General features: G+C 61.8%; 15 protein-coding genes. 6 read left to right on the forward strand and 9 right to left on the reverse strand.

Annotated features, from left to right (window positions below):
* Nucleotides 1-32 precede the first annotated feature (32 nt).
* From RVY79_RS03175 to radC, 9 genes are all read right to left on the reverse strand, one after another.
* Entirely contained in the window at nucleotides 33-1,253 is a 1,221-nt protein-coding gene (locus RVY79_RS03175; protein ID WP_317462569.1) for a YeeE/YedE family protein, read from the reverse strand.
* Between the two features lie 182 nt (nucleotides 1,254-1,435).
* On the reverse strand, nucleotides 1,436-2,449 hold the full coding sequence (locus RVY79_RS03180) for a tryptophan--tRNA ligase (RefSeq protein ID WP_317462570.1): 1,014 nt from the start codon (nucleotides 2,447-2,449) through the stop codon (nucleotides 1,436-1,438).
* A gap of 99 nt (nucleotides 2,450-2,548) precedes the next feature.
* On the reverse strand, nucleotides 2,549-3,664 hold the full coding sequence (gene ald / locus RVY79_RS03185) for an alanine dehydrogenase (RefSeq protein WP_317462571.1): 1,116 nt from the start codon (nucleotides 3,662-3,664) through the stop codon (nucleotides 2,549-2,551).
* Nucleotides 3,665-3,861: 197 nt separating this feature from the next.
* Nucleotides 3,862-4,185 (reverse strand): DUF2007 domain-containing protein, encoded by a 324-nt coding sequence (locus tag RVY79_RS03190; protein ID WP_317462572.1) that lies wholly within the window; start codon nucleotides 4,183-4,185, stop codon nucleotides 3,862-3,864.
* Nucleotides 4,186-4,187: 2 nt separating this feature from the next.
* Nucleotides 4,188-5,378: a class I SAM-dependent rRNA methyltransferase gene (locus RVY79_RS03195; RefSeq protein ID WP_317462573.1), complete on the reverse strand. Its 1,191-nt coding sequence runs from the start codon at nucleotides 5,376-5,378 to the stop codon at nucleotides 4,188-4,190.
* 40 nt (nucleotides 5,379-5,418) lie between these two features.
* On the reverse strand, nucleotides 5,419-6,234 hold the full coding sequence (mutM, locus tag RVY79_RS03200) for a bifunctional DNA-formamidopyrimidine glycosylase/DNA-(apurinic or apyrimidinic site) lyase (RefSeq protein ID WP_317462574.1): 816 nt from the start codon (nucleotides 6,232-6,234) through the stop codon (nucleotides 5,419-5,421).
* A gap of 99 nt (nucleotides 6,235-6,333) precedes the next feature.
* Nucleotides 6,334-6,489 carry a 50S ribosomal protein L33 gene (rpmG, locus tag RVY79_RS03205; RefSeq protein ID WP_011508261.1) on the reverse strand — a complete coding sequence of 52 codons (156 nt, stop codon included), beginning with the start codon at nucleotides 6,487-6,489 and terminating at the stop codon, nucleotides 6,334-6,336.
* Nucleotides 6,490-6,519: 30 nt separating this feature from the next.
* Nucleotides 6,520-6,756, reverse strand: a complete 237-nt coding sequence (rpmB, locus tag RVY79_RS03210; RefSeq protein ID WP_317462575.1) for a 50S ribosomal protein L28 — start codon at nucleotides 6,754-6,756, stop codon at nucleotides 6,520-6,522.
* A 169-nt stretch (nucleotides 6,757-6,925) separates the two neighbouring features.
* Nucleotides 6,926-7,600: a RadC family protein gene (radC, locus tag RVY79_RS03215; protein ID WP_317462576.1), complete on the reverse strand. Its 675-nt coding sequence runs from the start codon at nucleotides 7,598-7,600 to the stop codon at nucleotides 6,926-6,928.
* Between the two features lie 168 nt (nucleotides 7,601-7,768).
* Between radC and RVY79_RS03220 the strand changes: the two genes are divergently transcribed.
* The 6 genes from RVY79_RS03220 to RVY79_RS03245 all read left to right on the forward strand — a co-directional run bounded on the left by RVY79_RS03220 (nucleotide 7,769) and on the right by RVY79_RS03245 (nucleotide 13,767).
* Complete coding sequence (locus tag RVY79_RS03220; RefSeq protein WP_317462577.1) at nucleotides 7,769-8,515, forward strand: GntR family transcriptional regulator; 747 nt, start codon at nucleotides 7,769-7,771, stop codon at nucleotides 8,513-8,515.
* Complete coding sequence (manD, locus tag RVY79_RS03225) at nucleotides 8,512-9,723, forward strand: D-mannonate dehydratase ManD (RefSeq protein ID WP_317462578.1); 1,212 nt, start codon at nucleotides 8,512-8,514, stop codon at nucleotides 9,721-9,723. The genes RVY79_RS03220 and manD overlap by 4 nt, the downstream gene beginning before the upstream one ends.
* A gap of 31 nt (nucleotides 9,724-9,754) precedes the next feature.
* Nucleotides 9,755-10,777: a Zn-dependent oxidoreductase gene (locus RVY79_RS03230; RefSeq protein WP_317462579.1), complete on the forward strand. Its 1,023-nt coding sequence runs from the start codon at nucleotides 9,755-9,757 to the stop codon at nucleotides 10,775-10,777.
* 102 nt (nucleotides 10,778-10,879) lie between these two features.
* Nucleotides 10,880-11,848, forward strand: a complete 969-nt coding sequence (locus RVY79_RS03235; protein WP_317462580.1) for a TRAP transporter substrate-binding protein — start codon at nucleotides 10,880-10,882, stop codon at nucleotides 11,846-11,848.
* Between the two features lie 72 nt (nucleotides 11,849-11,920).
* The gene (locus tag RVY79_RS03240; RefSeq protein WP_317462581.1) at nucleotides 11,921-12,487 is read left to right on the forward strand and encodes a TRAP transporter small permease; all 567 of its coding nucleotides are present in this window, start codon (nucleotides 11,921-11,923) and stop codon (nucleotides 12,485-12,487) included.
* Complete coding sequence (locus RVY79_RS03245; RefSeq protein ID WP_317462582.1) at nucleotides 12,487-13,767, forward strand: TRAP transporter large permease; 1,281 nt, start codon at nucleotides 12,487-12,489, stop codon at nucleotides 13,765-13,767. The genes RVY79_RS03240 and RVY79_RS03245 overlap by 1 nt, the downstream gene beginning before the upstream one ends.

The following is a 13,767-nucleotide window of genomic DNA, read 5'->3' on the forward strand; positions in this document are numbered from 1 at the left end:
CATCATTGGCGCTTATCGATTATACGGCCGGCTCAGCCACTGCGCGCCACGGGGCGTGCCGGGCCCGAGAAGAACCACGGGCGTAGCCGTACGCCCAGCATGTTGCCGGCGAACGCCGCGACCAACCACAGCCAGCCGTGCAAGCTGCCCGATGAAATGCCCCCGAAATAGGCGCCGATGTTGCAGCCGAACGCCAGGCGTGCCCCGTAACCCAGCAGAAATCCGCCGATAGCTGCCGCCACCACGGAACGTAGCGGAATGTTGAACTTCGGCGCGAAACGGCCCGCCAGCGCCGCCGCGGCCATCGCCCCGAGGATGATCCCCACGTTCATGACCGTAGTGATATCGCTCCAGACATTGGCGTTCAAGGCCGCCTCATTGCCGGCCGCCTGCCAATAGCCCCAGCCGCTGACATTGCCGCCCAGCGCCTCGAAGATCTTGGCGCCCCACAGCGCAAACGCCGAAGTAATGCCCCATGGACGCCCGGCAAGCGCCAGCGTGATGAAATTGAGCACCGCCAGCCCCACCGCGCCGGCCAATAGCGGCCAAGGGCCTTGCAGCCAACGCGAGCGGCCGGCCTCGACCTGCGGCGCCCGTTCGAGCTGACCGTGCCGGCGCCTCTCCATGGCCACCGTCACCGCCGCGATCGCGGCGAACAACGCAAGGCTCACGACGATACCGCCGCCCACACCGAACAGGCCATGCAGCGACGTCGGCTGGAACGCCGGCCACGTCTGCCACCAGGCGAAGTGCGCCGTGCCGACCAGGGAGCCGACGATGAAGAACACCAAGGTAATCACCATGCGCGCATTACCGCCGCCCACCGTGAACAGAGTCCCCGAGGCACAGCCGCCGCCGAGCTGCATACCCAGGCCGAACAGGAACGCACCAACCAGGACCGATACCCCGATGGGTGCGATATAGCCGGAAACCGGCGTGCCAAACAGAGTCCCCGCACCGAGCGCCGGGAAGAACAGCACCACCGCCAAGGCCAGCATGACCATCTGCGCGCGTAGGCCTCGCCCGCGACGCTCGGTGATGAACACACGCCACGCGGAGGTAAAGCCGAAAGCGGCATGATAGAGCACCATGCCCAGGGCGCCCCCCACGATCATGAGCAACCCCGTGGCCGCCCCGAAGGCCGTGCCCACGGCCAGAGCGCCCAGGAGCAAGACTATCGCCGCCGCCAATGCCAGCGGCGGTACACCGCGACGCGGCGTCGGCGACGCGGAAACGCTGGATACGTCAGGCATCACAACCTCCTGTCATCATTAGGATGGAAATTGTTGCCTATCTTAGCGCTCGCCCAGAACTTTTAAAAATTCATAAACCGCATTCACGCTATAGCGTTTGGCAATATAAAACAAAGCCCGTGTCACGAGACACGGGCCTTGGCAGCGCGCAAGACGCGCCGATAAAAAGAGTAAGTGAGGCGTTACACGAAGCGCCCCAGGCCAGCGACCTCGCGCACGCGTTCCATGAGGGGTTGCGCCTCGGCACGCGCCTTTTCAGCACCCTGCTTGAGCACGTTCTCGATATGCCCGGGATCCTCGAGCAGGGCGTTATACCGCTCACGAGGCTCGCGCAGGTGCGCGTTGAGATATTCGAAGACCCGATCCTTGGCTTCGCCCCAGCCGATGCCGTTCTCGTAGTCGGCCCGCATGGTGGCAGTCTCTTCTGCAGAGGCAAACGCCGAGAAGATCTGGAACAACGTGCAGCTGTCGGGATCCTTGGGCTCGCCGGGCTCCAGGGAGTTGGTCTTGATCTTGCGCACCAGCTTCTGAAGCTTCTTCTCCGAGACGAACAGCGGGATGGTGTTGTTGTAACTCTTGGACATCTTGCGACCATCGAGCCCGTTCAATACTTCCACCTTGTCGTCGACTACCGCCTCGGGCAATGTGAAGTATTGCCCCTTGTAGAGGTGGTTGAAGCGCCCGCCCATGTCACGCGCCATCTCGATATGCTGGATCTGGTCGCGCCCCACCGGGACTTTATTGGCATTGAACATCAGGATATCCGCCGCCATCAGCACCGGGTAACCGAACAACCCCATGCTCACGCCTTTATCCATATCCTGATGGCCGAGCTCTTCGTTCTCGGCCACCGCCGCCTTGTAGGCATGGGCGCGGTTCATCAGCCCCTTGGCACAGACGCAGGACAGCATCCAGGTCAGCTCGGGAATCTCGGGAATGTCCGACTGGCGGTAGAAAACGGCGTTGTCGGTATCCAGGCCCAACGCCAGCCAGGTGGCGGCGATCTCCAGGCGCGATTGCTGCACGCGCTTGGGATCCTGACACTTGATCAACGCATGCAGGTCAGCGAGGAAGTAGAAGGAATCAACATCGGGACGCTGGCTGGCCTCGATGGCCGGTTTGATGGCCCCGACATAGTTGCCGAGATGCGGGGTACCGGTGGTGGTGATGCCGGTCAGAACGCGTGTCTTGGTCATGAAATTGGGCTGATCGCAACGAAATGTGAGAATCCGCCCAGTGTACAACGACGTCCCGGCCAAGGCGACCAGCCCCAGCCGGAACGTCGTGGTCGCGCGCTATGCCATCAAGCTCTTGGGGTCGACCGCGTCCAGACCGAATGCCTGGGCCACCGCCGGATGCGTGATGTGGCCGGCATGTACGTTGAGCCCCTCGAGGAAGTGAGGATCCTCCGCCAGGGCGCCTTGCCATCCCTTGTCGGCCAGAGCCAGTACAAACGGCAAGGTGGCATTGGTCAACGCCTGGGTGGAGGTGCGCGCCACGGCACCCGGCATGTTGGCGACGCAGTAATGCACCACACCATCCACGACATAGGTGGGATCGGCGTGGGTCGTCGCACGGCTCGTCTCGAAGCAGCCGCCCTGATCGATGGCCACGTCCACTAACACACTGCCCGGGCGCATGTCACTGAGCATCTTGCGGGTGATCAGCTTGGGCGCCTGCGCGCCCGGCACTAGCACCGCACCGACGACGATATCCGACTCTCGGGCAGCCGTTTCCAATGCATCCGCCGTCGAATACACGGTATTCAAGCGTCCTTGGTAGCGATGGTCGAGCACTTCCAGCCGCTCCAGCGACTTGTCGAGCACGGTGACATCCGCGCCCAACCCCAGCGCCATGCGTGCAGCGTTCTCCCCGACCACGCCACCACCGATCACGGTGACCTTGGCCGGCGCCACGCCGGGCACCCCGGGAATCAGAATACCAGCACCGCCTTGCGCCTTTTCCAGGCTATGCGCGCCGGCCTGGACGGCCATGCGGCCGGCGACGCGACTCATCGGCGCCAGAAGCGGCAAACCGCCTTCTGCGTCGGTGATCGTCTCGTAGGCGATGCAGGTAGCTTCGCTGTCCATCAGCCCCCGTGTCAGCGACTCCTCGGCGGCCAAATGCAGGTAGGTGAACAGCGTATGGCTCGGCTTGAGGCGCTTGACCTCCTCCGGCTGAGGCTCCTTCACCTTGACGATCAGCTCGGCGTTATCCCATAGCGCGTCGAGATCCTGCTCGATACGCGCCCCCGACGCCTCATACTCAGCGTCGGGGAAGCCGGCCCCCTCGCCCGCCGATGCTTGCACTGCCACGCGATGCCCGCGTGCCACCAGCTCGCGCACCACGCTTGGCGTCAAGGCGACACGATACTCATGATTCTTGATTTCTTTGGGTACGGCGATTTTCATGGCGCCTCCGCTTCCGAGGGTGTCTACAAAATAGGCTCAACGACTATTCATTACAGCACACGCACAGGAATCGGAGGGAGGGAGAAGAAAAAACGGAAGGACGCGCTATAAAACCACGCTTCTAAAGAAAACTTTACGCCGAAAGCGCCCGTGGCCGAACGATTTACGTCGGCCATGCCATGCATACCCTGCTCGCCTCAGACGGGACGTGCCTGACCACACTGCCAGCAGGTATCGAAGACACCTTCCAACGATTCACCACAAGCGGGGCACCGCCAAGCAGGGAGACCCTCGGCGGGCCCATTGAGGGCCTCATCGACCAATGCCTCGGCGCGTTGACGATGCCCCACCGGCACCCAGACCTCCGGCTCGCATTCGCCGGGCGGCAGTTCGCCGGCGCCACCGCCGAGGGTCATGTTGCGCAGCACGGGCACCAACCCGGCACTGGTCAGCACGTTGTGCACGTGGTTGACCAGCAACGCGTTGGGATGGCGAAAGACGCGAACGCTATCCAACGTCATGATCAGTTGCGGAAAACCCGCACCCCCATTGCTTTGAGGTAAGCGGTTTCGGGAATTGCGGGATGCACGGGATGATCCGGCCCCTGATGGCCTTGATAGATGACCTGTCCGTGACGGTCCTGATGGCGCACCGCGCCCCGTACACATTCCATCAAGCGCTCCGGCGCCAGGTGCATCGAGCACGACGCCGAAAGAAGCATGCCATCGCGCCCCAGCAGCCGAATCGCCTCACGGTTGAGCCGCGAGTAGGCACGCTCGCCATTGGGGATATCCTTGCGCTTCTTGATGAAGGCCGGCGGGTCGAGCACGATCACATCGAATTGCTCGCCTTCCGCCTTGAGCGCCGCCAGCGCCTCGAAGGCCTCGCCCTCACCGACGGCCACTTGCTCGGCCAGGCCGTTAAGCTCAGCGTTCTCGGCCACACGCTCCAAGGCCTGGGCGGAACTATCCACGCACAGCACCTCGCTAGCGCCATGTGCGGCCGCCTGAACGCCCCAGCCACCCACATAGCTGAACACGTCCAGCACGCGCTTGCCGGCGACCAGGCCATTGAGCCATGCCCGGTTGGCGCGATGATCGAAGAACCACCCGGTCTTCTGGCCATCGAGCACCGGCACTACGAAGCGCACGCCGTTTTCCTCGATCAGCACTTGGTCAGGCAGCTCGCCATAGGCTACCTCGACCTCGTCGCCGAGCTGTTCCTGACGACGCCCAGAGGAATCGTTCTTGAACACGATGGCGCGCGGCGCCAGTACTTTCTCGAGCGCGGCGACGATCTCATCGCGCAACCGATCCATGCCCACGGTATTGAGCTGCACGACCAGTACATCATCGAAACGATCGACGATGAGCCCCGGCAGCAGATCCCCCTCGCCATGCACCAGGCGATAGAAAGGCTTGGCGAACATCCGTGCGCGCAGGCTCAACGCTTGCTTGAAGCGGTGGACCAGCAGCGAACGATCGAGACGCACATCGACGTCGCGCGAGACGATACGCGCGCAGATCAGCGAGTGCGGATTGACGTAGGCGATGCCCATCGGCTTGCCATTGGCGGCCTCGATGACCGCCTGGGCGCCCGGTTCGAAATCCTTCAGCGGCGTGGCCGCGATATCGATCTCGTTGGAATAGAGCCATAAATGGCCCGCCTTGAGACGCCGATCGGCGTTTTTCTTGAGGCGTAGACGTTCGGTCACGGAAAACCTCTTGGCGAAGACATCGCGCGGCGCGAAGCGCTCAGCGCTGACAGTGGGGACAAAAAACGCTGGCCCGCTGACCTAGCGTAACCAAGCGTAAAGGCTCGCCGCAACGCCGACAGGGCGCTTCTTGCCGCCCATAGACGTTGAGGCGCTGAGCGAAATAACCGGGCTCGCCGGTGCCGCTGACGAAGTCGCGAAGCGTCGTGCCACCCTGCGTGATCGCCGACGCCAGTACCTCGCGTGCCGCCTCGGCCAGACGCTCATAGCGCTCGCGGGAAATACGCCCCGCCGCGCGCCGGGGGTCGATCCCCGCCAGGAACAACGCTTCGCTGGCGTAGATGTTGCCGACACCCACGACGACGGTATTATCCATCAGGAACGGCTTGACGGCGATTCGCCGCTTGCGTGACAACCGGTAGAGACGCTCACCGTCGAAATCCGGCGACAACGGCTCGGGGCCCAGGCGTGCCAGGCGTGGATCCTCGAGCGGCGCGCCCTGCAGCCAATCGACGAAGCCGAAACGACGTGGGTCGTGATAACGCAGGATCACGCCATCCTCCACGACCAGGTCGACATGATCGTGCTTTCTGGGCATATCACCGAGACGCGCCACGCGCAAGCTCCCGGACATTCCCAGATGCCATAGCAGGGTACGATCGCCAACGGGCATGAGCAGGTACTTGGCACGACGCCCTAGCGTACCGATGCGCTGACCGACGAGCGTATCCGCCAAGTCATCCGGCACCGGCGTACGCAAGCGGGGCTGGCGCACGATGACTTCACGAATCTCGCACCCCTCTATATAGGGCGCAATACCGCGACGCGTCGTTTCGACTTCAGGGAGTTCGGGCATGCTGGCCTCCCGCCACCTTTCTTGCTGGCATAAAAAAACCCGGAGCGACCCGGGTTTTTCTGACAGGTGAACGTCACCTGTGGCGAAGGAGGACCAAGATCACTTGATCTTGGCTTCCTTGTACATCACGTGCTTGCGGACGACCGGGTCGAATTTTTTCATTTCGAGCTTATCCGGCGTGTTCCGCTTATTCTTGTCGGTGGTGTAGAAATGGCCGGTTCCGGCGCTGGACACCATCTTGATCTTGTCACGCATGACTCATTACTCCCTGTTTGGACGCGCTGTTTAGACGCGGTCACCACGCTTGCGGATATCGCTGAGCACTTCTTCAATGCCCTTCTTGTCGATGACACGCATGCCTTTGGAGGAAACGCGCAGCTTGACGAAACGCTTCTCGCCTTCCACCCAGAAACGATGGGTGTGCAAGTTCGGCACGAAGCGACGGCGAGTTCTCCGCTGGGAGTGAGAAACATTGTTACCAGTCACCGGGCGCTTACCGGTAACCTGACATACTTGGGACATGGAAGCCTCCAACCACTGGCGAGTTGTTCAAAACCTGTCGGGCAAACCGGGAATGGCAGGCTACCGCCTTCTGCCCTGATTCAAAGGGCGTACTTTATACCAGACGTCAAGCCTTTCCGCAAGCTTGCGGGGCTCGACGGACGGCCAGCCTGGCATCACGGACACGGCCTCATAGCCATCCGCGTTCGGCGAACGATACTACCTCACCATCGCCGACGACGAAATGATCCAGCACACGGATCTCGAAAAGCGCCAGCGCTTCCTTGAGCCGCTGGGTGATCCGCCGGTCGGCGTCACTTGGCTCGGCCACACCGGATGGATGATTGTGTGCAAAGATCAACGCCCCGGCGTTGAGTGCCAGCGCCCGCCGCGACACCTCACGCGGATAAACGGATGCACTATCGAGCGTGCCTTCCGAAAGTGTCTCGAAGCGAATCACGCGGTGCTGCGTATCCAGAAACAATGCCGCGAACGCCTCGTGAGGCAAGTGACGCAACTGCGAGGTCAAGAACTGGCGCACCAAGGCCGGCGAGGTCAGGGCGCCGCCACGCTCCAGCAAGCTCCCCAGGTGGCGCCGCGACAGCTCCAGCGAGGCCTGAAGCTGCACATATTTAGCCTCGCCCAGACCATGCTCCGCGCAAAAGCGCGCCTGATCGGCCTCCAGCAACGGCCGCAAGCCTCCGAAAGCGACCAGCAGATCACGCGCAAGATCCACCGCCGAGCGCCCCTTCACGCCCACACGCAGAAAAATCGCCAACAACTCGGCATCCGACAGCACCGGCGCCCCCAGGGTGAGCAACTTTTCACGCGGGCGTTCGCCTTCCGGCCAATCGCGTATTCCCATCACCAGTTCCCCTCAGGTTTCGGATGTCACGACACACTCAGACACAATATCAGCAATATCTAATCAATAAGCAATGTCGCATGCTGCCCCCCAACCAAAGTTGCATCGCATGATTGACTAACCTGACTACCATACTAGTCATACAACATATCGATTCAGGATCTTCACATGACGCCATCGCTGCTCGCACTCTGGGACGAACAGCCCGACGGTAATGTCCGTCAACGCCTCTATGCGGTCCTGCGCCAATCGATCATTCGCATGACGTTGGCGCCCGGCCAGGCACTGTCGGAGAAAGAGATCGCCGATACCTTCGCGGTCAGCAGGCAACCCGTACGCGAGGCTTTTATTCGACTCTCGGAGGCCGGCCTGATCGAGGTACGGCCCCAGCGCGGCACCTACGTCATGCACATTTCGCAAGCCGATGTCATGGAGGCACGTTTCGTCCGCGAAGCCATCGAAATCGCGGTCGCCCGAGACGCTGCCGAACAAGGACTCGAGTCATCGGTCCGCGACGAACTTCATGAGCTCATCGACCGCCAGCAGCGCTGTATCGATCCACAAGACCATGACCGTTTTTACCGTCTCGACGAGGCGTTCCATCGAACGCTCGCGCTCAGCACCGGACACGACGCTGCCTGGCGCGTGACTCAGGAAGTCAAGGCACAGCTCGACCGGGTGCGCTATCTGAGCGTCCCGGATGCCACGCCCATCACCAAGCTGATCGACCAGCACTCCCGCATCCTCGAAAGCATCATTGCGCGCGATCCCGAGGCTGCCGAAAAAGCTGTGAAGGAACACTTGCGCGAAATTCTCAGCTCACTACCGACCCTGATCGAACGCTTCCCCGAGCTTTTCGAGTCCGCCTCGGCCGGTGGCCGCCGGCCCCCTCAGCTTTCTGGAGTCAGTGCATGAAAATTCGCGACGTCTATACCATCGTCACCTCCCCCGGGCGCAACTTCGTGACGCTCAAGATCGTCACCGACGCAGGTATCCACGGGATTGGCGATGCCACTCTCAATGGTCGTGAGATGGCAGTGGCGGCCTACCTTGACGAACACATCGTTCCAGCGTTGATAGGCCGCGACGCCAGCCGCATCGAAGACACCTGGCAGTATCTTTATCGCGGCGCCTACTGGCGACGTGGCCCAGTAAACATGACCGCCATTGCCGCCGTCGACATGGCACTGTGGGACATCAAGGCCAAGGCTGCCGGCATGCCGCTTTATCAATTGCTCGGCGGCAAGAGCCGTGAGCGAGTAATGACCTACGCCCACTGCACCGGCCAGGAGATCGATGACTGCCTGGAAGAGGTCGCCCGCCATGTGGAAATGGGTTACCGCGCGGTACGCGTCCAGGCCGGGGTGCCGGGGATCGAGACCACCTATGGCGTGGCCAAGAACCCTGGCGAGCGTTACGAGCCGGCCGACTCTTCGCTACCCGCCGAACACGTCTGGAGCACCGAGAAGTACCTCAACCATGTTCCCAAGCTGTTCGCCGCCGTGCGCGAGCGATTCGGCGACGAGCTGCACGTCTTGCACGACGTCCATCATCGCCTGACGCCGATCGAAGCAGCGCGATTGGGCAAGGCCGTCGAACCCTATCACCTATTCTGGCTGGAAGACTGCGTGCCGGCCGAGAACCAGGAAAGCCTACGCCTGATCCGTGAGCACACCACCACACCGCTGGCAATCGGCGAGGTATTCAATTCAATCCACGACTGCCGCGAGATGATCCAGAACCAATGGATCGACTATATCCGCATGCCGCTCACCCACGGCGGCGGCATTACCGCACTACGTCGCGTCGCCGATCTAGCCGCGCTTTATCATGTACGCACCGGATTCCACGGTCCCACCGACCTGTCGCCGGTATGTCTCGGCGCGGCGATTCACTTCGATACCTGGGTGCCCAACTTCGGCATCCAGGAGCACATGCCGCACACCGACGAGACTGACGCGGTGTTCCCACACGACTATCGCTTCGAGGACGGCCATTTCCTGGTGGGCGAGTCCCCGGGACACGGCGTCGATATCGACGAGGAGCTCGCGGCCAAGTACCCCTACAAACGCGCCAGCCTGCCGGTCAACCGTCTGGAAGACGGCACGCTCTGGCACTGGTAATCCCGTTCCCTTTCATAGAGCGGAGTCCGTCATGAAAGCCTTTGAGGTTCGTGCACCCCACGATTTCAGCATCGTTGACATCGATGCCCCGCAAGCCGCCGCCGGCGAGGTTAGCGTCGGCGTCGCCTTCGCCGGTATCTGCGGCTCGGACATGCATATCATTCACGGCGACAACGCCTTCGTGCGCTTCCCGCGGATCACCGGCCACGAGTTCGCCGGCGTCGTCGAGGCGGTGGGCGACGGCGTAGAGGGCCTCTCGGTGGGTGATCGGGTATGCATCGACCCGGTGATCAACTGCGGCGAGTGCTACCCGTGCCGTATCGGTCGGCCCAACGTCTGCAGCGCCATGCAGGTCATCGGCGTGCACCGCAACGGTGGCTTCGCCAACCAGGTCAGCGTTCCCGCCGCCAACGCCCATCGGCTGCCCGAGACCATCGCTCTCGATCAAGCCGCGCTGGTCGAGCCCTACACCATCGCCTGTAACGTCCTCGACCGGATGCAGCCGTACGACGGCGATTCTCTGCTGATCCTCGGCGCCGGCGTGATCGGCCTGACGATCCTCCAGGTCGCCCGAGCCAAAGGGCTCACCGATATAACCGTCTGTGACGTCATCGACGACCGACTGGACGTCGCCCTCTCGCTTGGCGCCAGCCACACCGTCAACGGTCAGCGGGAAGATCTCGAGGCCGTGATGGCCGAGCGCACTAGCGGCGAAGGCGTGCCGCTGATCGCCGACGCCGCCTGCGTGCCGGCGCTGTTCCCTCAGCTCGCGCGGATCGCCTCGCCGGCCGGACGTATTGGCTTGCTGGGGTTCAACACGACGCCCAGCGACCTCGTCCAGCTCGAGGTGATCAAGAAAGAGCTGAGCATCGTCGGCTCACGACTCAACAACCGCAAGTTCCCCGAAGTCATCGAGATGCTCGCCAGCGGGCGACTCGATGCCACGGCGCTGGTAAGCCATCGGCTGCCCTTCGCTGAGATGGGGGAGGCGATCCACATGATCGACCATCACCCGGAACGCGTGTGCAAGGTACTCATCGAGCTCGACGCCTGAAGCGCTAAGCGACTCGACCCTCGCACTCGCCAATGATCGACTGCAAACCACTACTCAATGCTCAACAACAACAGCCATCAACCAGAGTCAGGAGTGAACGTCATGCTCAAGCAACTACTCGCCAGCGCCGTTATCGGTTCAAGCATACTCGCCGTACCGTTCGCCACGGCCGCGGATTACACCCTTAAATTTGGCCACCTGGCCAACGAGGAGCACATCTGGAACAAGGCCGCCGAGCGCTTCCAGCAGATCGTCGAGAAGAAATCCAATGGCCGCATCGATGTGCAAATCTTTCCCAACGAGGAATTGGGCACCGAAATGGAAATGATCAACAGCATCCAACTCGGTACTGCCGACATGACCATTACGGGCGAGAGCTTGCAGAACTGGGCGCCCAAGGCAGCGATGATGGCCGTACCCTATGCGTTTCGCGATTCCGAACACATGCGCAAGGCCGTCGAGGGCGAGATCGGCAAGGAGATCGAAGCCCAGATCAAAGCCCAGACCGGCCTGGTGCCGATCGCCTGGTTCGAGCGCGGCCCACGTGAGCTGACCTCCAACCGGCCGATCAAGAAGCCTTCCGATCTCAACGGCCTGCGCCTGCGCGTACCCAACGTGCCGCTGTTCGTCGATACCTGGCAGGCACTCGGCGCCAAGCCCACGCCAATGGCCTTCAGCGAGGTGTTCACGGCGCTGCAGCAGGGCACCATCGACGCCCAGGAAAACCCGCTGTCGTTGATCGAAAGTGCCAGCTTCGACGAGGTCCAGGACTACGTGAATATGACCGATCATGTGCGTAGCTGGATCTACGTGGTGATTGGCAAGCAGAAACTCGAGTCAATGCCTGAGGACCTCCAGAAGATAGTTCTCGATGCCGCTGACAAGATGCAGAACTACGAAGAGAAACTCTTCGCCGAAGACCAGAAGCGGCTACGCAATGCACTTGAGGATGCCGGTATGACATTCGTCGATGTTGACCAGGAAGCCTTCGCCAAGAAGGCCACACCGGCCGTCAAGGCATCTCTCAGCGACGAGCAGCAGAAGCTCTACGAGGCGATACAGAACCTCTGACCAAGCCCATTCCCCGCCGGGTCCAGACGTGACGGACCCGGCCTTCCTTTGATTCTCCGAGGGACAGTCCTGATGAGCGATTCCGAGCCGAGCGATCCGCTGCACGACATCGCCGAGATCCCACCCCTGGGCGGTGTCTTCGGACGGCTGGTGAGCGGGCTAGACCGCCTGTTCGCCCTGCTGGCTTCGCTAGCGCTGTTGGCCATCGCGGCGGTAGTGATGCTGCAGATCGTCGCCCGCGTCGCCCTGCCATTCGCGCCAGCCTGGACCGAGGAGCTGTCGCGCTATCTCTTTATTTACATGGTGGCGCTGTCATCCGGCCTCGTCTTGCGCCGCAACCGGCACGTCAATGTCGAGCTTTTCCAACACCTACTGGGATGGCGCAGTCAGTTGATCTATCGAGCATTATGCTGCCTAGTCATCGGCGTTTTCGCGGCGTGGATGATTCCCTATGCCATGAAGTTCGCCCAAGTGGGTGCCTTCCAGACCTCGCCGACCCTCGGGGTTCATATGCACTACATCTTCTTTTCGACCGTCGCCCTGTTCGGCTTGTCCACCCTATATGCGGCAATCGGCCTGATCGAGGCCGGAGTGGCCATCGCCCGCGGCGGTTCGACCCCGACCGGGGAGGCGCCGTGATGGAAGTCGCCGTCCTGTTCTGCGTATTCATCGTCCTGCTGCTAATAGGCATCCCCATTGCTTTCTCGCTGGGTATCGCCTCACTTTCTTACCTGCTACTAGCGGACATCTCGCTGACCATCGTCCCCCAGCGCCTGTACGGTGGCATCGATACCTTCGTGCTACTGTGCATACCCGGCTTCGTGCTCGCCGGCAACCTGATGAACGTCGGCAACATTACCGACCATATCGTGCGCTTCGCGAACGCCTTGATGGGTCATATACGCGGTGGCCTGGGGCTGGCCAACGTGGGCGGTTCGATGATCTTCGGCGGTATCTCCGGCACTGCCGTGGCCGATGCGGCAAGCATCGGCTCGGTGATGATCCCCGGCATGTCCCGTGCCGGCTACGACAAGCCCTTCGCCGCTGCGGTAACCGCCGCCTCGTCGACGGTGGGACCGATCATCCCGCCCAGCGTGCCGATGATCATCGCCGGCTCGCTGTCCGGGGTGTCGGTGGGTCGGATGTTCCTGGCCGGCGCCATCCCCGGCCTGCTGCTGGGCCTGGCGATGATGATCACCGTGTACATCCTGGCGGTGAAGCGCGGCTACCCGCGCGAGAGGCGGTCGACCTTCAAGGAGCTCATCAAGGAAGGACGTAGCGCCTTCTGGGCCCTGTTGATGACCTTCATCATCCTCTACGGCATCATTGGTGGCTTCTTTACCCCCACCGAGGCCTCCATCGTCGCCAGCCTGTACGCCCTGGTGATCGGCATGTTCGTCTACAAGGGCATCACTTGGCGCAATCTGCCGCGGATCGTCGTCGACACCGTGCTGACCTCGAGTTCTCTGATGCTGCTAGTGGGCCTGGCCAACCTGTTTGGCTGGATCCTCACCAGCCAGCAGATTCCACAGATGATCGCCGACCAGATTCTGGGCTTCAGCACAAACCCCATAGTGGTCATCCTGATCCTCAACCTGATTCTGCTGGTGGTTGGCACCTTCATGGAAACCATCGCGGCACTAATCATTCTCTTCCCTGCATTATTGGGCGTGGCGACCGGTGTAGGCATGGATCCAGTCCACTTTGCTTTGATGGCGGTGCTCAACCTGATGATCGGACTGACCACACCACCTCTCGGCGTGTGCCTATTCATCGTCTCGGGAATCGGCAAGCTGCCGGTACTACGGGTGGCACGCGCCATCGTGCCCTTCTTGATCTGCAACCTGGTGGTACTACTGCTGGTGTCCTATGTGCCAGCTCTCTCACTATGGCTACCCAACCTGCTGATGGGAGACTGA

The organism is Chromohalobacter sp. HP20-39 (genome assembly GCF_033052815.1).
In the GTDB taxonomy this organism is placed as follows: domain Bacteria; phylum Pseudomonadota; class Gammaproteobacteria; order Pseudomonadales; family Halomonadaceae; genus Chromohalobacter.

Bases quoted from the DNA above. Each gene is read 5' to 3' on its own strand.
- RVY79_RS03175 (WP_317462569.1), bottom strand. From the start codon at position 1,253: ATGCCTGACGTATCCAGCGTTTCCGCGTCGCCGACGCCGCGTCGCGGT.
- RVY79_RS03180 (WP_317462570.1), bottom strand. From the start codon at position 2,449: ATGACCAAGACACGCGTTCTGACCGGCATCACCACCACCGGTACCCCG.
- ald (WP_317462571.1), bottom strand. From the start codon at position 3,664: ATGAAAATCGCCGTACCCAAAGAAATCAAGAATCATGAGTATCGTGTC.
- RVY79_RS03190 (WP_317462572.1), bottom strand. From the start codon at position 4,185: ATGACGTTGGATAGCGTTCGCGTCTTTCGCCATCCCAACGCGTTGCTG.
- mutM (WP_317462574.1), bottom strand. From the start codon at position 6,234: ATGCCCGAACTCCCTGAAGTCGAAACGACGCGTCGCGGTATTGCGCCC.
- rpmG (WP_011508261.1), bottom strand. From the start codon at position 6,489: ATGCGTGACAAGATCAAGATGGTGTCCAGCGCCGGAACCGGCCATTTC.
- rpmB (WP_317462575.1), bottom strand. From the start codon at position 6,756: ATGTCCCAAGTATGTCAGGTTACCGGTAAGCGCCCGGTGACTGGTAAC.
- radC (WP_317462576.1), bottom strand. From the start codon at position 7,600: ATGGGAATACGCGATTGGCCGGAAGGCGAACGCCCGCGTGAAAAGTTG.
- RVY79_RS03220 (WP_317462577.1), top strand. From the start codon at position 7,769: ATGACGCCATCGCTGCTCGCACTCTGGGACGAACAGCCCGACGGTAAT.
- manD (WP_317462578.1), top strand. From the start codon at position 8,512: ATGAAAATTCGCGACGTCTATACCATCGTCACCTCCCCCGGGCGCAAC.
- RVY79_RS03230 (WP_317462579.1), top strand. From the start codon at position 9,755: ATGAAAGCCTTTGAGGTTCGTGCACCCCACGATTTCAGCATCGTTGAC.
- RVY79_RS03235 (WP_317462580.1), top strand. From the start codon at position 10,880: ATGCTCAAGCAACTACTCGCCAGCGCCGTTATCGGTTCAAGCATACTC.
- RVY79_RS03240 (WP_317462581.1), top strand. From the start codon at position 11,921: ATGAGCGATTCCGAGCCGAGCGATCCGCTGCACGACATCGCCGAGATC.
- RVY79_RS03245 (WP_317462582.1), top strand. From the start codon at position 12,487: ATGGAAGTCGCCGTCCTGTTCTGCGTATTCATCGTCCTGCTGCTAATA.